Origin of the sequence: Streptomyces sp. NPDC001868 (assembly GCF_040297125.1) — a bacterium.
In the GTDB taxonomy this organism is placed as follows: Bacteria; Actinomycetota; Actinomycetes; order Streptomycetales; family Streptomycetaceae; genus Streptomyces.
On sequence record NZ_JBEOYO010000022.1, the window covers coordinates 61,610 to 83,396 of the forward strand.

At 71.0% G+C, this 21,787-nt stretch carries 18 protein-coding genes; 9 read left to right on the plus strand and 9 right to left on the minus strand.

What is annotated here, in order from left to right:
- Positions 1–105: 105 nt before the first annotated feature.
- Positions 106–1,842 carry a glycosyltransferase gene (locus ABT147_RS24940; RefSeq protein ID WP_351409799.1) on the minus strand — a complete coding sequence of 579 codons (1,737 nt, stop codon included), beginning with the start codon at positions 1,840–1,842 and terminating at the stop codon, positions 106–108.
- A gap of 38 nt (positions 1,843–1,880) precedes the next feature.
- On the minus strand, positions 1,881–3,026 hold the full coding sequence (locus tag ABT147_RS24945; RefSeq protein ID WP_351409801.1) for a hypothetical protein: 1,146 nt from the start codon (positions 3,024–3,026) through the stop codon (positions 1,881–1,883).
- Between the two features lie 415 nt (positions 3,027–3,441).
- On the opposite strand from ABT147_RS24945, the gene ABT147_RS24950 reads away from it, so the two are divergent.
- The 4 genes from ABT147_RS24950 (at position 3,442) to ABT147_RS24965 (ending at position 7,664) form a co-directional block, all read left to right on the plus strand.
- A complete protein-coding gene (locus ABT147_RS24950) occupies positions 3,442–3,948 on the plus strand; it encodes a hypothetical protein (protein ID WP_351409803.1) in 507 nt (168 codons plus the stop codon).
- Between the two features lie 106 nt (positions 3,949–4,054).
- Entirely contained in the window at positions 4,055–4,474 is a 420-nt protein-coding gene (locus tag ABT147_RS24955; RefSeq protein WP_351409806.1) for a hypothetical protein, read from the plus strand.
- Positions 4,471–5,775: a zeta toxin family protein gene (locus tag ABT147_RS24960; protein WP_351409808.1), complete on the plus strand. Its 1,305-nt coding sequence runs from the start codon at positions 4,471–4,473 to the stop codon at positions 5,773–5,775. Before ABT147_RS24955 ends, ABT147_RS24960 begins: the two co-directional genes overlap by 4 nt.
- Before the next feature lie 719 nt (positions 5,776–6,494).
- Positions 6,495–7,664: a sugar ABC transporter substrate-binding protein gene (locus tag ABT147_RS24965; RefSeq protein WP_351409810.1), complete on the plus strand. Its 1,170-nt coding sequence runs from the start codon at positions 6,495–6,497 to the stop codon at positions 7,662–7,664.
- A 149-nt stretch (positions 7,665–7,813) separates the two neighbouring features.
- Here ABT147_RS24965 and ABT147_RS24970 read toward each other — a convergent pair whose 3' ends face one another.
- The 3 genes from ABT147_RS24970 to ABT147_RS24980 are packed head-to-tail and all read right to left on the minus strand — an operon-like array spanning position 7,814 to position 11,177.
- Positions 7,814–8,692 carry a transglutaminase family protein gene (locus tag ABT147_RS24970; protein WP_351409966.1) on the minus strand — a complete coding sequence of 293 codons (879 nt, stop codon included), beginning with the start codon at positions 8,690–8,692 and terminating at the stop codon, positions 7,814–7,816.
- A gap of 8 nt (positions 8,693–8,700) precedes the next feature.
- Positions 8,701–9,636 (minus strand): alpha-E domain-containing protein, encoded by a 936-nt coding sequence (locus ABT147_RS24975; RefSeq protein ID WP_351409812.1) that lies wholly within the window; start codon positions 9,634–9,636, stop codon positions 8,701–8,703.
- Complete coding sequence (locus tag ABT147_RS24980) at positions 9,633–11,177, minus strand: circularly permuted type 2 ATP-grasp protein (RefSeq protein ID WP_351409814.1); 1,545 nt, start codon at positions 11,175–11,177, stop codon at positions 9,633–9,635. The genes ABT147_RS24975 and ABT147_RS24980 overlap by 4 nt, the downstream gene beginning before the upstream one ends.
- A gap of 383 nt (positions 11,178–11,560) precedes the next feature.
- Here ABT147_RS24980 and ABT147_RS24985 point away from each other — a divergent pair, with 383 nt between their 5' ends.
- Positions 11,561–12,622: a helix-turn-helix transcriptional regulator gene (locus ABT147_RS24985; RefSeq protein WP_351409816.1), complete on the plus strand. Its 1,062-nt coding sequence runs from the start codon at positions 11,561–11,563 to the stop codon at positions 12,620–12,622.
- Here ABT147_RS24985 and ABT147_RS47380 read toward each other — a convergent pair.
- Both ABT147_RS47380 and ABT147_RS24995 read right to left on the minus strand, forming a co-directional pair.
- Positions 12,579–12,815 (minus strand): hypothetical protein, encoded by a 237-nt coding sequence (locus tag ABT147_RS47380; protein WP_502983152.1) that lies wholly within the window; start codon positions 12,813–12,815, stop codon positions 12,579–12,581. The two genes, ABT147_RS24985 and ABT147_RS47380, sit on opposite strands and share 44 nt — an antisense overlap.
- 23 nt (positions 12,816–12,838) lie before the next feature.
- Entirely contained in the window at positions 12,839–13,849 is a 1,011-nt protein-coding gene (locus ABT147_RS24995) for a helix-turn-helix transcriptional regulator (RefSeq protein WP_351409819.1), read from the minus strand.
- 317 nt (positions 13,850–14,166) lie between these two features.
- Here ABT147_RS24995 and ABT147_RS25005 point away from each other — a divergent pair, with 317 nt between their 5' ends.
- Entirely contained in the window at positions 14,167–14,502 is a 336-nt protein-coding gene (locus ABT147_RS25005; protein ID WP_037702762.1) for a Rieske (2Fe-2S) protein, read from the plus strand.
- A 237-nt stretch (positions 14,503–14,739) separates the two neighbouring features.
- On the opposite strand, the gene ABT147_RS25010 is transcribed toward ABT147_RS25005, so the two are convergent.
- Complete coding sequence (locus ABT147_RS25010; RefSeq protein WP_351409822.1) at positions 14,740–15,153, minus strand: pyridoxamine 5'-phosphate oxidase family protein; 414 nt, start codon at positions 15,151–15,153, stop codon at positions 14,740–14,742.
- A gap of 185 nt (positions 15,154–15,338) precedes the next feature.
- On the opposite strand from ABT147_RS25010, the gene clpB reads away from it, so the two are divergent.
- Both clpB and ABT147_RS25020 read left to right on the plus strand, forming a co-directional pair.
- Positions 15,339–17,960: an ATP-dependent chaperone ClpB gene (gene clpB / locus ABT147_RS25015; protein ID WP_351409824.1), complete on the plus strand. Its 2,622-nt coding sequence runs from the start codon at positions 15,339–15,341 to the stop codon at positions 17,958–17,960.
- 363 nt (positions 17,961–18,323) lie between these two features.
- Positions 18,324–18,887 (plus strand): type III secretion system chaperone family protein, encoded by a 564-nt coding sequence (locus ABT147_RS25020; RefSeq protein WP_351409827.1) that lies wholly within the window; start codon positions 18,324–18,326, stop codon positions 18,885–18,887.
- 92 nt (positions 18,888–18,979) lie between these two features.
- On the opposite strand, the gene ABT147_RS25025 is transcribed toward ABT147_RS25020, so the two are convergent.
- The gene (locus ABT147_RS25025) at positions 18,980–20,209 is read right to left on the minus strand and encodes a pyridoxal phosphate-dependent aminotransferase (protein ID WP_351409829.1); all 1,230 of its coding nucleotides are present in this window, start codon (positions 20,207–20,209) and stop codon (positions 18,980–18,982) included.
- Between the two features lie 960 nt (positions 20,210–21,169).
- On the opposite strand from ABT147_RS25025, the gene ABT147_RS25030 reads away from it, so the two are divergent.
- Positions 21,170–21,565, plus strand: a complete 396-nt coding sequence (locus ABT147_RS25030) for a hypothetical protein (protein WP_351409831.1) — start codon at positions 21,170–21,172, stop codon at positions 21,563–21,565.
- Positions 21,566–21,787: the final 222 nt, after the last annotated feature.

The window sequence follows — 21,787 nt, forward strand, 5'->3', positions numbered from 1 at the left end:
CGGACCGTTTCGTCCGACCATGCGTGCCCTGAAGATCCGCCGCCCGGCTACGGGTGAGGGCGGGGCGGGGCGGTCATGCTGCCCCGGCCTCACCTGTCGTGCCTCTCATACCTCGATTCCGCCGCCCCGGGGACCCGAGAGGTCGGGCGGCGCCTGCTGCGCTCCGCCTGTTCGTCCCGGTTCGCTCTCTCCCGTACCGCGGGCCGGGGCGGGCGGATCCTGGGACACGCCCACCTGCCACAAGGGGGTCTGGCTGTCGGACGGAGCGGCGCCTCGGGGGCTCTCGACGCCGGCCTGCTGCTGTGGCAGGCCCACCTGCCACAGGGGCACCTGGCTGTCCGGCGGGGCGGCGCCTCGGGGGCTCTCGACGCCGGTCCGGTTCTGTGCCAGGCCCGCCTGCCACACGGGCGTGGGAGCCCCGGGTGGCTGATTCTCCTGCCCGGGCCCGTCACGCCACGCACCGATCTCGGGGCCCGGCCGCTCCGGCGTCGGCGGCGCCTGTTCCGGCGCGTCGGGCCTGAGCAACTGCCCGTTCGGCCCCTGTACGGTGCGGACCAGGTCCCGCTCCTGCGCGGTGAGCAGATTCCTGGGGTCCCGCTGCGGCAGAGGTGTCTGCTCCATCGCGGCCTGGACGGTGGCCTCGGCGGCGTGCTCCCAGGTGTACTGCTGCAAGATCTCGCGTATGCGGAGTGCGCCGGCCTGGCGCTGGGGGAGGTCCTGGCTCAGTCTGGCGATCGCCTTCATCCACGTGTCGGCACGGGTACTGCCATCCGTCGGCTCGGCCACGACGCACGCCCCGCCGATCTCCGGCGGGAACCGATCGGGATCCTGGAGGAACCGCGCGGCGCCGCTCTCCTCGTTGACCAGAACCGGGACGCCGTGGCCCAAGCCCTCGGACGCCACCATGCCGAAGCCCTCGTGCTTCGAGGGCATGATCATCGCGTGGGCGGCTCTGATGTCTTCGTTGAGCTCGTCCAGATTGCTCGTACGGCCCTTCACCGTGACGTTTCCACCGCTGAACTTCATGAGCTGCGCCGTCTCGTGTTCCAGCACATCGTCCGGAACACCGCGGACGGTGAGATGGACGGGAACACCCGCCGCATTCAGTTGGGCCACTGCCTCTGCGGCGTCCCTCACACCCTTGAGGGGGTCGTTCACCCTCCCCATGACCAAGAGGTTCAGCCTGTCCGGTGCGGGGTCGTGCTGGACCGGGTCGTAGATCTTGGTGCCCGGAACGAATTCGTGGGAGTGCGGCATACTCACGCCCTGCGCGGAAAGGTCCCTGCTCGCCTCTGCCAGGAGCGGGCCGACTCCGGCCACCACGTCCGAACGCTCCATCAGACCACGTTCGATCGCGGAGTCCCTGGCCGCCTTGGCTTCAGCCTCTTCGGGAGTCAGGTCCCTCACGAACGGAAGTCGCTCGGGGCTTGTATGCAGGAAGTGCACCAGACGTGCGTCCTGGTACCAGTTCTCGCGCAGCCCGGCAGCGGCCGGCCCGGAGAAGCGCGAGTGCCCGATGATGATGTCGTACGGCCTGGTCGCCGGGTCTTCCAGTCCGTATTGCTCCGGGTCCTGGCCGGCGAGCTGTGTCAGCCAGTCCCGCCGCTCCATCGGCTTCGGTTCGCCTTCGGCCTCGGGCCCGGGATCGATCAGGGGCGGGTCTGTCTGCACCACCCTCTGTATGCCGTCATGCTGGGGCATTTGGGAGTTGGCCGTGAACAGCGTGACATTGTGCCGACGAGCGAGAGCCTCGGACAACTCCTGATTGAATACCTCCGCACCCCCTTCGCCTCTGCCGCTGTTGTCGGACACGACGAGAATGTTGTACCGCTCTTCAGACATCGGTTCCCCCGAATTCCTCAGCCATCACGTTGTCCGTGTCAGAAGCCGTAGGTTTCTCGCAACTCGCGGCCGATTCCCTCGGAGATGAAGTCCGTCAGGTCGTAGGCGGAGAAGTGCATCCAGCCGGACTGGGCGCCCGGGTGGACTCTCGCGGAGTACTCGTCCAGAATCTCCGCCAGGATTCCCGCGCGAACGGCGGAGATGACGACGTGATCCGGGTTTCCCTTCTCGCGGAAGACGCGGCGCTCGCCGGGCTGTGGAGGCCTCGGCTTCCGCCCCAGCGCCACACTGTGGGCGAAACCGTCGGCCTCCGCCGCGACCGGCTCGGCAACCGGTCGGCCCTCAGGCCAGTCCACTCCTGCGACCGAGTGCACGCGCGGATCGATCAACTCGTGCCGTTCCCGCCAGAACTCACCGGACCTTCCGGCCAGGAGGCTCTGAAGCACCTGGGCGGCTTTGGCCATTTCGGGATTCACCGCGAAATCCATGGATTCCCGCATTTCCTCCACGGTGGGAATGTTCTCCGACGCCCGCCAGGCCGCCCGGGACATGGCTTCGTATCGTGCCTGCAAGTCGTCGACATCGGAGGGTCGGTGCGGCACCCGCGCCACGCTGACCGTACCGACCGGCTGCGGGGTCGGCACGGCCGCGCCGGTCGCCTCCCGCAGTTCGTCGGCCGCGTTGTGCAGAAGGCGACTCAACTCCGCCGTGTCCCCGGTGATCGTCACCGGCGGCCGCCCCGGCGCCAGTCGGTGGACCAAGTCATCGAGCGGGCCCGTCAGCACCACCATGTGGCTCTCCGGAACGACCACCGCCTGCCCCGGCACCAGGTAGTCGTCCGGATAGGGCTCCGTCCGGGACTCGTAAGGACCCGGATCCTCGACCATCCGGGCCGTCCACTCGGCGACCGCCTCCGCGAAGGTGATCGGCCGGTCGACAGGGCCCGCGGCCCGACGGGAGATCAAATGACGTACGGGGTCGGACGGTTCGCCGGCCTGTGGCGCGGGCCCCTCGGAGACGGTCAGTGCCGCCTCCAACTCCCGCCACGCCTCCCGGCGTTCCTCCGGCCACCCGCCCCCGGGGCTCTCCAGGCGCCATACACGGCTCTTCTGCATCCACATCATCCGTGCCGCCGCCGAGTACACGATGTCGTAAGCGTCGGCTAGCTGCATCTGGCCGCTCATCCCGGCTCCCCTTCACGACTGATCAAGTAACTCACATTCTCACACCACGCTTTAGGGAACCGGTGAAGGCGGAATCGGTGCGAGCAGGTTGTTCGGTGAGCATGGAGCGAAAGCCGAAGGCGACTCGACGTCCTTGATCCCATCCCATCCCGCCCCCATCCCCTTCTCGACAAACTGGAGAGCCTCCTGATCGGCCGTGCCGTTCTCATCGCTCTGGAAAGGGGGGTGCCCCGGCTCATGGTCGAGGCACTGCGCGGCGAGATCGTCTCGCCCTCCCCTCTCCCCTGTGGGAGATACGGCGCCTGCGCGTCCGGCACGGGATGACCCCGCGGACGGCGCTGGGCCGCTGAACCATCGGCGTTCGTGCCGCGTCTCACCAGGGGAAACGCGTAGGTCGCCGGTTGGGGAGGCACTCATGGCCATGGTCGGGCTGTTCTGGATCGCCGAGGACGGTGGGGTGTACGTCGGGGCGCGGCCGGAGGGGTACGGGTGTGGGGTGCGTCTGACGCGGGACTGGGTGGAGGGGCTCGGGACCGAACAGAGCGCCGTGTGGGGCTGGTCGGAGATCCGGTCGGTCGCCGTGCGGTACGTACGGATCCGGTCCGGCGCCCGACTGCTCGCCACCACGGCCGTCGACCTCGCCCTCAGCGCCGTCGCGGGGGGCGGTGATGCCGCTGCCGCGTTCGAGGTGCACCTGGAGACCGCCGACAGGACCGTCGAACTGAACGCACAGCTGGCCGCCTCCCTCGGCGGCTACGTCCAGTCCGAGTACGACCTCTCCGTCGCCCTGCTGGAGCGCCTGGTGGCGGGTACGGCGGAGGTCGACACCCTCGCGGAGTGGGGCCGCGCCCACGCCGCCGGGGGAACCCCGCGACGCGAGGAGCGGGAGGCCCTGCTGCGGACGTGGGCGACCGGGGGCTGAGCCGCCGGCCCCTCACGCCGCCGGCCTCCCGACTTCGCGGGAACCCCGTTCCCCTCCTCCACCGTCCCCCACAATGACCACTGGAACCGGGACACCGGAGGGACACATGACCGCACGGGACACCCCGCAGGGCGACCCATACGGCGCTCCACGGAACATTCCGCAGGGCGCTCCACATGACGCTCCACAGGACACCGCGCAGGGTGCTCCGCGGAACGTCGCGCGCGGCAGCGGCATCTCGGTGACCCATGATCTGGAGTCGCACGACTGGTCGAACGAGGAGACCGCGGCGTACGAGGCGGCCATCGAGGCCGTGAACGGCGCGGTCGGCGCCTACAGCGCGCTGATCGCGGCGGAGGAGGCCAAGGACGCCCCCGACGCCGCCGTCATCGGGGCCGCGCGCGCCGCGCAGGGGCGGCTGGCGAAGGAGCGCGAGCGGCTGCGCTCGGCCGACCGGGAGCAGATCGCCGAGGCCCGCGCGCACTACGCCCGGCTCGCCCGTGAGGTCCTGGCGGACCTCACATGACCGACCCGGCCGAACACCAGCCCCGCCCGGCTCCACCCGGGCCCACCGCACCCGCGCACGCGCCCACCCCACCCGCCCCTGTCAGCGCCCCCGGCCCCTCCCGTGTCATCGACCCCGCCGAGGTCGAGCGGCACCGTCTCTCCGACGTCGAGAACCGGCGGATCTTCCGCGAGCGGATCGTCCCCGACCTCCTGGAGGGCCGCTTCGGGCAGGAGACGCCCACCGTGGTCTTCCTGATCGGCCAGCCCGGCGCCGGCAAGAGCCGGGTCACCGAAATGGTGGCCGGGGTGCTCGACCGGCACGGCGGCTTCGCGGACGTCGACAGCGACCTCTACAAGCCCTACCACCCCGCGTACGCCCGGCTGATGGCCGAGGACGACACCCTGATGGCCGCCTACACCCGGGCCGACGGACGGGCCTGGATGGCGCAGGCGGAGGCGTACGTCCGTGAGCACGGGCTGCACGCGATCATCCAGGAGACCTCGCAGAACGCGGCGGCCGTGGAGGAGAAGATGCGGGCCTACCGGGACTCCGGCGCCCGTGTCGAGGCCCTGTTCATGGGCGTGCCACAGGCGATGAGCGACCAGGGCATCGTCAACCGGTACTTCGAGCAGCTCGCCGACCGGGGCCAGGGGCGGCTGACCGTGCAGTCCAACGCCGACGAGTCCTACGCCGGCATCCTCGAACTCGCCGACCGCGTCGACCGGGGCGCCCTCGCCGACCTCGTGAGCGTCTACCGCCGGGGCGAGAGCAAGCCCCGCTACAGCAACTCCCTCGACGACACCGGCCACTGGACCGGCCCGCCCGACCTGCGCCGGGCCCTCGCCACGGAGCGCGCCCGCCCCTGGACGCCGGTCGAGAGCGACTCCTTCGTCACCACCCAGCTGCGTCTGCGCGAGACCGCCCGGACACTGGGCCCCGAGTGGCCGGGCCGCCTCACCCGCATCGAGGACCAGGCCCGCCCCCTGCTGACCCCGACCGCGGCGGCCCAGCTGCCCCCCACCGCGACCTCGCCCTCACCACCGACAGCCCCCTCGGCGTCGCCCTCCGCCTCTGCGTCCCCCTCACCGTCCCCCTCGGCCGCAGCCGCACGCTCCCGCAGCACCCCACGCTCCAGCGGGCCCACCACCTCGCCACAGACACCGTCACAGCCCCCGCCACAGACCCCACGACAGATCCCGGGGCAGGGACAGACACGGGGACAGACACAGAGCCAGGCACAGGGACCGCGCCCCGCCCCCGGCCGGGCAACCCCTCCGCCGGGGCCGAGCACCCCCGACCCCCACCGGCGCGGCAGATAGCGGACGGCAGACGGCAGACGGTGGTGGCGGACGGCAGACGGCGGGTGGCGGGTGGCAGACAGCGGTGGCGGACGGCCCACGGCGGGCGGCTGACACCACCGGCACCACCGGCACCACCGGCACCACCGGCACCACCGGCACCACCGGCACCACCGGCACCACAGGCACCCTTCCGCCCACCCCGGCTGCCCCCTCGCCCGCCCCCCTGGCCGTCCCCGTCAGTCGCCCCCCACACGTGAGGTCCACCACCCACCCCCACCCCTCCCACCGACCGAACCAGAAGGCCGGCACCCCGCGTACGGAGACACCCCCGACCCCCGCCGACCCGGCCGCCCTCGTCGAAAGCCGCCCGAGGGCGCCGCTGGGCGAGGCGGCGGTCACCCCCCTGACCTGCCGCCCACTGCCACCCTCGGCGACCCCGCCCAGCCGCCCCCGGCCACCACCGCCAGACACCGCCAGAAACCCGCCCACCTCCCCAACACCCGGCGGCACGGCGCCCGTTGGTCACGGACGGTGTTCGGCGGCAGCCGTTGGCTCGTGTCACGTGAAGGCCGAGCGGCGACAGCGGGGGCCCTTTGCTTTACCCTCTTCACACCGAGACCACACAAGGCTGTTGTCATCTCGTTAAGTGATTAGTCCTTGACGCTGAGGTGATCACCGCGTTGGCTTTCAGCCACCTGGGTCGCAGTTGCTGCACCCACGCCCGGAAGGCCCTTGATGTGAACGCCCGTACCACCAGCAACACCCCTCGCAATATCCCCGGCATTCGTATACGTCGTCGCACCACCGCTCTGCGCCGTACCGCCACCGCCCTCGCCGCCTCGGCCGCGGCCGTCTCCCTCGCCGCCTGCGGGGTCGTGGACGTCGGCGACAGCGCGGAGGCGAGCCCTACGAAGGGTGACGACATCACGGTGGGCGTGCTGTTCCCCGACAAGGACACCAAGCGGTACGAGCAGTTCGACTACCCGAACATCAAGAAGAAGATCGCCGAGCTCACGGACAACAAGGGCGTCACCAAGTACGCCAACGCGGAGAAGGACCCGGAGACCCAGAACACCCAGCTGGAACAGATGGTGGCCGACAAGGTCGACATCATCATCGTCGACGCCGTGGACTCCAAGAAGATCGCGCCCGCCGTGCAGACGGCGGACGACGCGGGCATCCCGGTCATCGCCTACGACCGGCTGGCCGAGGGCCCGATCGACGGCTATGTCTCCTTCGACAACGAGCTGGTCGGCCAGGTGCAGGGCCGCTCGCTGGTGGAGGACCTGGGCGACAGCGCCGCCAACAAGATCGTCATGATGAACGGGTCCCCCGCCGACCCGAACGCCGCCATGTTCAAGGACGGCGCGCTCTCCGAGCTCCAGGACAAGGTGACGATCTCCGAGTCGTTCGACACCAAGGACTGGGACCCGGTCGTCGCCAAGGCGAACATGGAGCAGGCCGTCGAGAAGCTCGGCGTCGACAACATCGACGCCGTCTACGCCGCGAACGACGGTATCGCCGGTGCCGTCATCGACGTGCTGAAGACCGCCGGTGTCTCCAAGGTGCCGCCGGTCACCGGGCAGGACGCCGACCTGGACGCCGTGCAGCGCATCCTCGTGGGCGATCAGTACATGACCGTGTACAAGTCGTTCCCGCTGCAGGCGAGCGCCGCCGCCGAGATGGCCGTCGCCAAGGTCCAGGGCCGCTCCATCGAGTTCGACGCTCTCGCCAAGGACAGCGTCGACTCCCCGACCACCAAGAAGATCCCGGCCCAGCTGGTGCCCCCGGTCGCGCTGACCAAGGCCAACATCGAGGACACGGTCGTCGCCGACGGCATCTACACCGTCAAGCAGATCTGCACCTCGTCCTTCAAGTCCGCCTGCGCCGCGGCCAAGCTGAACTAGCCGACCCCAGCCCCCGCCTGTCCCACGGTCCTCTGGCCGGACCAGCCCTCGGCCATCCCGCAACCCCTCGGGGCCGTACCGCGCGAGCGGCACGGCCCCGCCTTTCTCGGCTTTCTCGGCTTTCTCGGCCCGACGTCCGTCCCGATCCCTCAGCCCACCCGCGTGAACTCGATCGTCACCTCCGGCGGCCCCCCGGCCACCCCCCGGTAGATGCCCTTGTGCGGGGTCACGTCGTCGTAGTCGCGGCCTCGGCCGACGACGACGTGGGACTCGTCGGCGGGGACGCGGTTGGTGGGGTCGTAGCCGGTCCAGTCGCCGGCCCAGTACTCGATCCAGGCGTGGCTCTGGCCGGCGACGGGGCGGTGGAGTTCGGCCTCGCGTTCGGGGTGGAGGTAGCCGGAGACATAGCGGGCGGGCAGACCGAGGCCGCGGAGCATGCCGAGGGTGAGGTGGGCGATGTCCTGGCAGACGCCGGCGCCCTGGTCCCACGCCTCCGCCGCGCTGGTGTGGACGCCGGTCGCGCCCGGCACGTACGCGACATGGTCGGCGACCATCGACGACACCGCGACCGCCGTCCCGTGCACATCGAGCCCGGCGGACGCCTCCCGGGCCCGGTCGAGGAGCGCGGCCGGCAGCGTCGTACGGCCGGTCGCGCCCAGGTACTCCAGGAGGCGGGAGTCGGCGGTCGCGCGGTGGACGTCCGCCCAGTCCGGGGCGGCCGGGGGCGGCTCCGGCGGAGCCGTCTCCACCAGGCTGGTCGCGGTGATCGTCAGGTCGGAGTGGGGCTCGATCAGGTCGAAGCCGGTGACCTGGGTGCCCCAGTAGTCCCAGTACGACCAGGTGGGGGTGGACGGGTTCACCAGGACGCGGGCGTCCAGGGTCGTCTGGCCCGGGAGCGTCAGCGGGGTCATCCGGACCTCGTTGTGGGACGAGGCCGCGGGCTGCGCGTACGCGACGCGGGTGGTGTGCCGGATGCGTAGGCGCCGGGTCGCCTTCGCGACGGGGATCGGGGGTGTCAGGGGTGTCATGGGACTGCTCACGCGCCTTCCTGGGCCCACTCGACGGGGCCTTGGTACGGGAAGAACTTCTCGGCGACCGCCTCCGCCGAGGCCATGCACGCCTGCTGCAGATCGCGCAGCAGCGTGGGCAGTCCGGCTTCCAGGGACTCGGAGTCGAGGTATTCGAGATGGGTGCGCAGGGCGCCGATCGGCCGGCGGGCCGGGTCCTGGCGGGGGCGGCCGAGCGCGGCCAGGCACTCCTCCGCCGTGGTCAGCGCGTGCAGCGCCGAGCGCGGGAAGTCCCGGTCCAGGAGCAGGAACTCGGCGACCCTGGGGCTGTCGCCGAAGCCGCCGTACACCCGCGCGTACGCCTCGTCGGCGCCGCTCGCGCTCAGCAGGGTCGGCCAGTCGGGCGCGTGCGCCGCGTCCAGCACCCGTACCGACAGCAGCCGTACGGTCATGTCCACCCGCTCCAGGCTGCGGCCCAGCACCACGAAACGCCAGCTGTCGTCCCGGCTCATGGTGGAGTCCGCGAGCCCGAAGAAGAGGGCCGCGCGCCGGCGTACGAGCTCCAGATAGGCGTACGGGCCGCCCGTGCGGCGCGCGGCCGTGCGCTGGTCGGCGAGCGCGTGCCAGGTGGAGTTGAGGCACTCCCACATCTCGGAGGAGACGGCCTCGCGGGCGCTGCGGGCGTTGAGCCGGGCCGCCCCGAGCGCGCCCTCGATCGACCCCGTCGAGCGGGCGTCGAAGGCCAGCTGGTCCAGCACCTGCTGCATGTCGCAGTGCTGGTCGCCCGCGTCGACGCCGAGGATCGCGTACAGCGAGCGGCAGGCCGCGTCCTCGTCGCGCCAGGGGTCTTCGAGGAGGCGGTGCAGGTAGGCGTCGAGGATGCGGCCGGTGGCGTCGGCCCGCTCCACGTAGCGGCCCGTCCAGGTCAGGGCCTCGGCTATCCGGGAGAGGATCACGTCGTTCACTGCTGCTGCGCCCCTTCCTGTACGACCGTGCGGGTGCCGTCGGGTCCGAGCTGGCGCGGTGCCTTCTCCGGCAGCGGGCCGCCGGGCTCCTCGTACCGCTGCTCGGCGGGCCCCTCGGCGAGTACCCAGGTGTCCTTGGAGCCGCCGCCCTGGCTGGAGTTGACGATGAGGTTGCCCTCCTGGAGGGCGACCCGGGTCAGTCCGCCGGGCAGCACCCACACCCCGCTGCCGTCGTTCACGGCGAAGGGCCGCAGGTCGATGTGGCGCGGGGCCATCCGTTCGCCCGCGAGGGTGGGGGAGGTGGACAGCGCCACCGGCCGCTGCGCGATCCAGCCGCGCGGATCGGCCGCCACCGCCTCCCGGGTGCGCTCCAGCGTCTCCCGGTCGGCCTTCGGCCCGATGACGATGCCCTGCCCGCCGGCCCCGTCGACCGGCTTGATCACCAGCTGGTCGATCTGGTCGAGGACGGCCTCCAACTGCCCGGGTTCGTCGGGCCGGAAGGACTCGACATTCGGGAGAATCGGTTCTTCGGAGAGGTAGTAGCGGATGAGATCCGGGACGTACGTGTACAGCAGCTTGTCGTCCGCGATGCCGTTGCCCACCGCGTTGGCGAGCGTCACGTTCCCCGCCATCGCGGCGCCCATGATTCCCGGGCAGCCGATCACCGAGTCGGGCCGGAAGTGGAGCGGATCGAGGAAGTCGTCGTCGAGGCGCCGGTATACGACGTGGACGGGCATCTCGCCGCGTGTCGTCCGCATCCACACCCGGTTGCCCCGGCACACCAGGTCGTGCCCCTCGACCAGCTGCACACCCATCAGCCGGGCCAGCAGGGCGTGTTCGAAGTAGGCGGCGTTGCTGGGGCCGGGGGTGAGCACGACGACGCGCGGGTCGCCGATGCCGCCGGGCGCGGCGGCCCGTAGCGCGGCGAGCAGCTTCTGCGCGTACCCGTCCACCGGCACCACGTGCTGCTCGGCGAAGAGGGAGGGGAACACCCGGGTCATGGCACGCCGGTTCTCGATGACGTACGACACCCCGGACGGCACCCGGACGTTGTCCTCCAGCACCCGGAAGTCACCCACCTCGTCCCGCACGAGGTCGATGCCGGCGACATGGATACGGACCCCGCCCGGCGGCTCCACCCCGTGCGCGGCGCGGTGGAAGTGGGGCGAGTTGAGGAGCAGGCGCCAGGGCACGACCCCGTCCTCGAAGGCCCGGCACGGCCCGTACGCGTCCGCGAGGTACGCCTCCAGCGCCCGTACCCGCTGGGCCACCCCGCGCTGGATGAGATCCCACTCCAGGGCGTCCAGGATGCGCGGCACCAGGTCCAGCGGCCAGGGTCTCTCCTCGCCCGCGAAGGCGTACGTCACACCCCGGTCGGTGAACGCGCGGGCCATCTGGTCGGCCCTGAAGCGCAGTTCACCCGGCTCGATGGGCTGGAGCGCCGCCAGTACCGGCTCATAGGCGGTCCTGACCTCACCCGGCCGCTCAAACATCTCGTCCCACGCGTCGGCCAACGCGTACGCGTCAAATATGTCCGCCATGGCCCGACGGTAAGTGCGCTGCGTAACACACCGATCACCGGTGCGTTTCCGGCGCCTTGCGGGGGCGATCGCGACCTGCGGAAACGGAGGGTTTGAAGTACGGCCGGGCGGGGGAGTCGACGGTTCCCCGTCCAGACGGTGTCCGACGGTGCCGTATCCGCCCCGGGAGTCCCGCCCCGTGACGGGTGCGGGCGCCCGCCGTCCGCGCGCCCGCCGTCCGCGCCGACTTCAGCTTGTTGCAGAGCGCACTGCCTGAGGGGTGGAGAAAGGCGGGCGAAGCGGGAGTCATCGGGACGGAAACATGGCGGAGCCGTGTTGCGGTGCCGGTGCGGGCCGCGCATAGTTGCGCTCCGAAGAGGCTGGAACCGGGGGTGAATTGGGTGATGGCCGGGTACGCGACCGAGGAACACCCACACGGTGCCGACCGGCTCTGCGCCGCAGGGGACCGCGTGTACTCCAGAGCCGTACGGCGGGGCCGCGTCCCGCGCGCGGACGCCGACGCCGTGCCCTGCCTGCTCGAACTCGCCCTGCTGCACCCCGACCCCGACGACATGGGCTGGCTGGTGCCCACCTCCCCGCAAGAGGTCATGACGCGGCTGCTGCGCGGCGTCCACGCGGAGGTCAGCGCCAGTCAGGCCCGGATGGGCGCGGCGGTCGACGCCGTCGAGTGGTATGCCGGGCTCGGCAGCTCCCGGGCGCCGCATCCGGCGGAGAGCACGGCGATCCGGGTGCTCGACGGGCTGGCCCGGATCCGGGCGGCGATCGACGAGGCCACCGACCGCTGTACGACCGAGGTGCTGACCGTGCAGCCGGGCGGCATCCGGCGCGAGGACGAGCTGCGCGAGGGACTGCACCGGGCGCTGGCGATGTGCCGGCGGGGTGTGCGGATGCGGGACCTGTACACGCATGTGGCCCGGCACGGGCAGGGCCTGCACAACTACATGGAGATGATGGGGGAGTCGGCGGAGGCCCGCACCCTGGACGAGGTCGTGGAGCGCCTCATCGTCTTCGACCGCACGGTGGCCTTCATCCCCGCGAACCCCGACCGGACCATGGCCCTGGAGATCCGTCACCCGGCGCTGGTGGAGTACCTGGTCACCGTCTTCGAACGGCTCTGGCGGCTCGCCGTCCCCCTGGCCGTGTCCCTCCCCTCGACCGGGGTCGCGGGCATCACCCACCGGGAGCGGTCCATCGCGGCACTGCTGGCGGAGGGGCACCAGGACGCCGTCGTCGCCGAGCGCCTCGGCATCAGCGTCCGCACCTGCCGGGCCCACATCGCCCGCCTCTCCGAACGGCTCGGCGCGGCCAGCCGTACGCAGCTGGGCGTCCGCATCGCCGAGGCCGGCCTCGACGGCCCGCCCCGCGCCACCCCACCGGACGACCTCCCCGCCCTGCCCTCCCCTACGGTCCCGGTTCCCGCTCCAGAATCCCCGACCGCCCGATGAGACAGCCCAACTGCGCCCTGCTCCCACTGCCCGGCAGCGCGGCGAGCTTGGCGATGTGGACCGCTGCGATCAGGCACGGTGCCGCTGCGGCGTCCTCGGCGGGTACGTCCCCCTCCTTCAGCGCCCGCGCGTACGACTCGGTGCCGGCCCGGCCCAGTTGGTCGGGGCCGTGCCCGTGGGCGTCCGCGGTCACCTGCGGCTCCCTTCCCCCGACCGTCAGCTCTCCTGCTCCAGCATCCCCGACTGGGCGATGAGGTAGCCCAGCTGAGCCCTGCTGCCGCTGCCCAGCGCCGTGGCCAGCTTGGCGATGTGGGCGCGGCACGTGCGGACGTTCATGCCGAGGCGGCGCGCTATGGCCTCGTCGACGTGGCCTTCGACGAGGAGCTTGGCGATGGAGTGCTGGATCTCCGTGATGCCGTCGGGGGCCGTCTCGTAGCGGGCACCGGCGTTCAGGGGGACCGAGCGCCCCCACATGAACTCGAACACCTTGATCAGATAGCGGACGAGGCCGGGATGGCGAAGCTCCAGTGCCACCTGCCGGTCATCGCGCGTCGGGATGAACGCCACGGTCTCGTCGCAGATGATCAGCCGCTCGACGAGTTCATCGATGGTGCGGTACTCCACCTTGTCGTTGGAGAACTGATCGACGTACGCCTGTGTCTCGGGGCTGTACCGAGCCGTGTGCTGGTAAAGGGTCCGGATCCGCACTCCCCGGTCGGTCAGGGCCCTGTCGCGTTCCAGGCCCTGCTTGAGAATGTGCTCGAGGCGGCGGCCGCTCGGCTGCACCGTGAGCATCTCCACCTGGCACTGGACCGTGGCCAGATCGAGCGCCGCGTTGATGCGGTCGAGCCCCTCCAGCACCGTGATCGCATGGTCGGCCGCGGTGGCCTGGGCGCTCATGGCCATGAACGGCTCGAACACATTGGCCAGTTGAATGGAGAGTTGTCTTCGATCGGTGATTTCCTGCTCGATCGGGTTGAGCCGCTGAGCCAGGGCGACCGACGGGGGTACCGGACGCAGCCAGCTCGCGTCGTCGAGGTCAGGATGCAGCAGACCGAACTCCACCAGGCAGGGGGCGGACCCGACCTCCGCACGGGCGATGCGACCTGTCCGCAGGGCGGCGGCGTAGACACGACTGCCCTCCTCGCACAGTTCGGTCACCGCATGGGGATGTGTCGTATTAGTCCCACTTATCACCAAATCTCCACCCCCCAGGGTCCTGAACATGCAGGAACATGATGCATCGATTGTGTGGCCATGACGTGCCCGAATGCGCCATCGTCGTATTCGACGGGGGAAGAGGGGACCTTCAAGTGAGGACGAAGCCGACTATGCGTAACAGAATGCTTCGCTCGGTGCTTGTCGCCGCCTTCTCCGCCGTTGTGGCCTTCGGGACTCTGAGTGGCCTTGCTGGTGCGAAGGGTGATGACCGGACCGACGGTAGCCGGGGTTCGGTGCACATTTCCGCTGCTGCCAGCGACGAACACGACAGCAGCTGGGGTGTGACGCCCGCGCTGCCGGCCGACAGTAGCTGGGGCTGACCGATGACCACTCCTCCCGACGACCGTTCTTTCCGGCGCGAGATGGCCACCGCCTACCGCTCCGGTTGGCACTTCATCGACCTGGCCACCGCCATCCCCCACAGCGGTGACTCGTTGATGGTGACCGTGTTCGGCGAACCGGTGGTGGTGACCCGGGACGAGGACGAGGACATCCGGGCGTACCGGTGTCTGCGGCGACCGCGCGGCGCGCCGCAGCCAGTGCGGTGTGCCGTTCGGTACGGGATGGTCTTCGTCAATCTCGACCAGCGCGACCACCGGCTCGCCGAGCCGGAGACCCCGGCCTCCACGGCCGTATCAGCCACCCCCCGCAGTGCCTGAAGCGATTCCCCCGTCGTTTCAAATCGCTCAGGCGCTTCCCCCCGGCAGCGGCGTCACCGTGACCTGAACACGGTGACGCCGCTGCAGGTTTACGGGGACATTTCCCGATGTCCACCGGTATCGGCACGGGCCGACCCGCCCGCTCATCTGTCTGAAAAAAGGTCAACCGGAAGCGGACGGTCACCGTCAGCCCGCATTGACTCCCCTCGGCCTTCGTCGGCCCGGCCCCCTCGCCCGTCAGCCGCGCCCCAGCGCCCCCGTCAGTTCGATCTCGATCACGACGCGCAGCGGATTGGGCCGCGGCTGTCTGCCGTAGCGCTCCGCGTACCGCCGCTCCGCCTCCGCGACCCGCTCCCGGTCCTCGTGGATCCGGGCGAGCCCCTCCAGCGTGGCCCAGCGCGGGCCCTCCAGCTGGCACACCGCGACCCGGGCGCCCGCGTCCCCCGCGGCGCGCACATGGCGTGCCTTCGCGCTCCCCGTACGGGTGATCACCCGAGCGAGACGGGCCTCGGGATCGTATGTGACTCCGACGGGCACCACATGGGGGCTGCCGTCGGCGCGCAGGGTGGTCAGGGTGCAGAGGTGGCGCTCCCGCCAGAAGGCGAGGTACGCGGCGTCGGGGGCTCCGGGGTCCACTCGATAGGTGCTCACGGTCCTGGAATCTAGCGGGGAATCGGGTTACCCGGTCCCCGGGTCTCCGGGAAGCCTCCCGACGCCACCTTGAGTGGAATAGACTCAACTTTGTGCACGTTGCCAAAGTCACTGTTACCGACGGCTGACGTACGGCTGACGCAACGGCCGACGCAAGGGCTGAACGCAAGGAGGGAAACGCGAACGTGGACGCCGAGCTGACCAACAGGAGCCGGGACGCGATCAACGCGGCCAGCAACCGGGCCGTGTCCGAGGGACACGCCGACTTCACCCCCGCCCACCTGCTGCTGGCTCTGCTCCAGGGCCAGGACAACGAGAACATCACCGATCTGCTCGCCGCGGTCGACGCCGACCAGGCCGCCGTCCGCGCCGGCGCGGAGAGGATCCTGGCCGGCCTGCCCAGCGTGACCGGCGCCACCGTGTCGCCGCCCCAGCCCAACCGCGAGCTGCTGAGCGTGGTCGCCGAGGCCCAGGCCAAGGCGAAGGAGCTGGGCGACGAGTACGTCTCCACCGAGCACCTCCTGATCGGCATCGCCGAGAAGGGCGGCCAGGCCGGGGACGTACTCTCCCGGCAGGGGGCGGACGCCAGGAAGTTGCAGGAGGCGTTCCAGAAGGCAAGGGGAGGACGCCGGGTGACCACAGCCGATCCGGAGGGGCAGTACAAGGCCCTGGAGAAGTTCGGGACCGACTTCACCGCCGCCGCGCGGGAGGGGAAGCTCGATCCCGTCATCGGCCGGGACCAGGAAATTCGGCGCGTGGTGCAGGTGCTGTCCCGCCGGACCAAGAACAACCCGGTGCTGATCGGTGAGCCGGGTGTCGGCAAGACCGCCGTCGTCGAAGGGCTCGCCCAGCGGATCGTCAAGGGCGACGTCCCGGAGTCCCTCAAGAACAAGCGGCTGGTCTCGCTCGACCTCGGCGCCATGGTCGCCGGGGCGAAGTACCGGGGCGAGTTCGAGGAGCGGCTGAAGACGGTCCTCGCGGAGATCAAGGACTCCGACGGCCAGATCATCACCTTCATCGACGAGCTGCACACGGTCGTCGGCGCGGGCGCCGGCGGCGACTCCGCGATGGACGCCGGCAACATGCTGAAGCCGATGCTGGCCCGCGGCGAGCTGCGCATGGTGGGCGCCACCACCCTCGACGAGTACCGCGAGCGCATCGAGAAGGACCCGGCGCTGGAGCGCCGCTTCCAGCAGGTGCTGGTCGCCGAGCCGACCGTCGAGGACACCATCGCGATCCTGCGCGGACTCAAGGGCCGCTACGAGGCCCACCACAAGGTCGTGATCGCGGACGCGGCGCTGGTCGCCGCCGCCACCCTCTCCGACCGGTACATCACCTCCCGCTTCCTGCCCGACAAGGCCATCGACCTCGTCGACGAGTCCGCCTCCCGGCTCCGTATGGAGATCGACTCCTCGCCCGTCGAGATCGACGAGCTCCAGCGGTCCGTGGACCGGCTCCGCATGGAGGAGATGGCCCTCGTCAAGGAGACCGACGCCGCCTCCCGCGAGCGCCTGGAGAAGCTGCGCCGCGACCTCGCCGACAAGGAGGAGGAGCTGCGGGGCCTCACCGCCCGCTGGGAGAAGGAGAAGCAGTCCCTCAACGCCGTCGGTGAACTCAAGGAGAAGCTCGACGAGCTGCGCGGCCAGGCCGAACGCGCCCAGCGCGACGGCGACTTCGACACCGCCTCCAAGCTCCTCTACGGCGAGATCCCCACACTGGAGCGGGCGCTGGAGGAGGCCTCCGAGGCCGAGGAGGAGGCCGCCGCGTCCAAGAACACCATGGTCAAGGACGAGGTCGGCGCCGACGACATCGCCGACGTCGTCGCCTCCTGGACCGGCATCCCCGCGGGCCGCCTCCTGGAGGGCGAGACCCAGAAGCTGCTCCGCATGGAGGACGAGCTGGGCCGCCGCCTCATCGGCCAGACCCAGGCCGTACGGGCGGTCAGCGACGCCGTACGACGCTCCCGCGCGGGCATCGCCGACCCGGACCGCCCCACCGGCTCCTTCGTCTTCCTGGGCCCGACGGGCGTCGGCAAGACGGAGCTCGCGAAGGCGTTGGCCGACTTCCTCTTCGACGACGAGCGGGCCATGATCCGCATCGACATGTCGGAGTACAGCGAGAAGCACAGCGTGGCCCGGCTCGTCGGCGCGCCCCCCGGATACATCGGCTACGAGGAGGGCGGCCAGCTGACGGAGTCCGTGCGACGTCGTCCCTACTCGGTGGTGTTGCTGGACGAGGTGGAGAAGGCGCACCCGGAGGTCTTCGACATCCTCCTCCAGGTGTTGGACGACGGCCGGCTCACCGACGGACAGGGCCGTACGGTCGACTTCCGCAACACGATCCTGATCCTCACCTCGAACCTGGGCAGCCAGTACCTGGTCGACCCGGTCACCACCGAGGAGGAGAAGAAGCGGCAGGTCATGGACGTGGTGCGGGCCTCCTTCAAGCCGGAGTTCCTGAACCGCCTGGACGACCTGGTGGTCTTCTCCGCGCTGGACAAGGCGGAGCTGGAGCGCATCGCCAAGCTCCAGATCGACCGGCTCGCCAAGCGGCTCGCCGAGCGCCGCCTCACCCTGGAGATCACCCCCGAGGCCCTGGCCTGGCTCGCCGACGAGGGCAACGACCCGGCCTACGGCGCGCGCCCCCTGCGCCGCCTCGTCCAGACCGCCATCGGCGACCGCCTCGCCAAGGAGATCCTCTCCGGCGAGATCAAGGACGGCGACACGGTCCGGGTGGACACGTTCGGAGAGGCCGAGGGCCTGATCGTGGGGCCCGCCCCGACGGAGGCCTCCGGCAAGAGGCTGTGACTTCGGGTGCGGGTGCGTGGGGGCTGGCCGCGCAGTTCCCCGCGCCCCTAAAAGATCAGGCCCCTGCGGGCCTGAGAAGCAGGGGGCGCAGCCCCATGCTTTTCAGGGGCGCGGGGAACTGCGCGAGCAACCACGACGGACCCGCACCCGCCAACGCACCCGAACCCCCGAGCTCTCCCGCGCCCGGCCGCCCCACCGCGCGCAGACGCCGTGATCGGGGGTACCCGAAAGGTTCCCGCCCACGCTCGTAGCTGAATCCCCCGGAGGATCCGGCCAAGGGCGACGAACCACGCGGGGCGGGGGTTGCCACCCCCCGCCCCGCATGGGGGAGGATGGCGGAATCCGTACGAAGGGAAAATCACGGTGAGCATCGACCCGTCCTCGATTCCGAACTTCGGGGGCCAGCCCGAGCCGCAGCCCCAAGGGCCGGCGGGCCCCGTCGTTCCGGATCAGGACCTCGTGAAGCAGCTCCTGGACCAGATGGAGCTGAAGTACGTCGTCGACGACGAGGGTGACCTCGCGGCGCCGTGGGAGGAATTCCGTACGTACTTCATGTTCCGTGGCGAGGGTGACCAGCAGGTCTTCTCGGTGCGCACGTTCTACGACCGCCCGCACCAGATCGACGAGAAGCCCCAGCTGCTGGAGACCATCGACGACTGGAACCGCCGCACCCTGTGGCCCAAGGTCTACAGCCACACCCACGACGACGGCACGGTCCGCCTCATCGGCGAGGCCCAGCTGCTGATCGGCACCGGCGTCAGCCTGGAGCACTTCGTCTCGTCGACGGTCAGCTGGGTGCGCGCCGCCATCGAGTTCGACAAGTGGCTCGTCGAGCAGCTCGGCCTGGCCGAGGACGTCGACGAGGCCGACAAGCCCAAGGACGACGAGGGCGACGGGGGCGCCACGGGCGACAAGGGCGACGCGTAACCGCCCCGCACCGCCCCCCGGCACCCCCTCGCACCCCTCCGTGGCCACCGGCGGTCATCCGCCCCCGGTGGCCACGCCGAGCGGCAGCGGCCTCAGAACGCCGCCTTCAGCCGCTTCGCCGCCTCCTCCAGCACCTCCGCCCGCTTGCAGAACGCGAACCGTACGAACGGCGCGCCGGCCTCGCGGTGGTCGTAGAACACGGCGTTCGGGATGGCCACCACGCCCGCCCGCTCGGGCAGCGCGCGGCAGAAGGCGAAGCCGTCGCTCTCGCCGAGGGGACGGATGTCGGTGGTGATGAAGTACGTGCCCGCCGTCCGGAACACCTCGAACCCGGCGTCCGCCAGCCCCGCCGCCAGCACGTCCCGCTTGGCCCGCATGTCCGCGCGGAACCCGTCGAAGTAGCTGTCCGGCAGCGCGAGCGCCTCGGCGACGGCGTACTGGAACGGCCCGGACGCCACATAGGTGAGGTACTGCTTCGCCGAGCGCACCGCCGTCACCAGCTCGGGCGCGGCCGTCACCCAGCCCACCTTCCACCCCGTGAACGAGAACGTCTTGCCCGCGGACCCGATGGTGACGGTCCGCTCCCGCATCCCGGGGAAGGACGCCAGCGGCAGGTGCTCGGCGTCGTCGAAGACCAGGTGCTCGTACACCTCGTCCGTCACCACCAGCAGATCCCGTTCCACGGCCAGCTCGGCGATCGCCGTCAGCTCCTCACGGGTGAGGACGGTGCCGGTCGGGTTGTGCGGCGTGTTGATCAGCAGCAGCCGCGTCCGGTCGGTGACGGCGGCCCGCAGCTCGTCGAGGTCCAGCCGGAAACGCCGGTCCGCGACTCCGTCACGGAATCCCTCGGACGGCCGTAGCGTCACCGGTACGCGCGTCCCGCCCGCCATCGCGATACAGGCCGCGTACGAGTCGTAGTACGGCTCCAGGGCGACGACCTCGTCGCCGGGCTCCAGCAGCCCCAGCAGCGCGGCCGCGATGGCCTCCGTGGCCCCCGCCGTGACCAGCACCTCCGTGTCCGGGTCGAACGTCAGCCCGTACCGCCGCCGCTGGTGGTCGACGATCGCGGTGCGCAGCTCGGGGACGCCGGGGCCGGGCGGGTACTGGTTGCCCCGGCCGTCGCGCAGCGCCCGTACGGCGGCCTCGCGGATCTCCTCGGGGCCGTCGGTGTCCGGGAAACCCTGGCCCAGGTTGATCGACCCGGTCCGCAGGGCGAGCGCCGACATCTCGGCGAAGATCGTCGTCCCGAACTCGGCGAGCCGCCGGTTGAGCGCGGGGCGAGGGGTGGGGGCGGGGCTTGAGCTGGAGGTCATGGCCGTCATCCTGCGCCGAACCTCTGGACTTCCTCAACTCCGCTTTGGCCGGTGAGACGGCAGGGCATCCCCACGTCACGCACGGCCCACGGGGGGCCTGCAACGGGGGGAACGAAAGGCAGGTGCCGTCATGGAGGTCTTCCTCATCTTCATAGGCGTGGTCGCACTGGTCAGCATTCTGTCGGGGCTCAGCCGCGGCTCGCGGCAGGCCCGTCGCCGCTCGCGCAGCTGGTGGGCGGACGGCGGGTCGTCGCACGGGGGCGGCGGAACCGCGTGCGGGGGCAGCTCGTCCTGCGGCGGCGGGTCCTCCTGCGGCGGCGGTGGCGGCTGCGGTGGCGGAAGCTGACCGGGCGCGGTTCGGAGAGGAAGAGGGAGAGGGGAGAGCGACATGGGACGGATGGGCGTGGTGGAACTCGGCGTTGTCCTGGTGCTCGTCGTCATCGGCGTGGCCATCGTGATCGGAGTGGTCAGGAGCTCCGGGCGCGGGGGGCGGCGTCGTAGCTGGTGGGCGGACGGCGGGTCGTCGCACGGGGACCGTGGCTCGTCGTGCGGGGGCGGGTCCTCCTGCGGCGGTGGCTGCGGTGGCGGTGGAGGGGACTGACAGCTGGTGGGCGAACGCGGCACGGGCGCCGTGGCCCGAGGGCGACGGCCACGGGCGCGGTGACGGGCGCGGTGACGGCCATGGCTCTGGCTATGGCGACTCGTCGTCGTGCGGCAGCGGCGGTGGAGGGGCGTCCTGCGGAGGCGGAGGGTCGCTCTGCGGAGGCGGCTCGTCCTCCTCCTCGGCCTCCTCGTCCTCTTCCTCCTGCGGAGGCGGCAGCGGATGACCGTGTGAGACACAAGCTCTGGACTTGCTCAACTCTGCTTTGAGCGGTCGGCGGCGGGGGCATCCCCGCGACACGTAAGTGAGCGAGGCGCCCACGGGGGGCCGCTTCGGGGGACTCGGAAGAAAGAGGGGAGGGTGACGCCATGAACGCGATCGCGGTGATCGGCATCATCCTGGCGGTGCTCTTCGTGGTGACGGTGATCGTCGTGTCCGTCAGCCGCAGCAGGGCGAACGCGGCGCGGGCGGCGGCACGGCGCCGTCAGTCGTCCGGCCGGGGCGGCAGCGCGCACCGGAGCACCCGGGGCGGCAGCAACTCCGACAACAGCGGCTCCGACAACAGCTGGTGGGTGCTCGGAGCGGCGGGCGTCGGCGACACGGGGTCGTCGCACTCCTCGTCGAACGACGACCGGGGCTCGTCGTCCGGGGGCGGTGGCTCGTCCTGCGGCAGCGGCAGCTCGTCGTCGTGCGGCAGCAGCAGCTCGTCGTGCGGCGGCGGGTCCTCCTGCGGTGGCGGGGGCGGATGCGGTGGAGGCAGCTGACACGGGGCAGCCGAGCTCCACGACACGAGCGCCCGCCGGGACGAACCTCCCGGCGGGCGCTCGCGTGTGCGGTGTGTGTAGGGCCGCGCGGACGGGGCAGGCGCCTCGATGGCCCGAAGGAGCGGGCCCGCGCCACGGACATGCCACGGCCCGCACCCTGTCCGTCGCACGTCCGCTCCACGAATGGGCGAGCGCATGGGTGGGGTTGCTGTTCACGCCTGA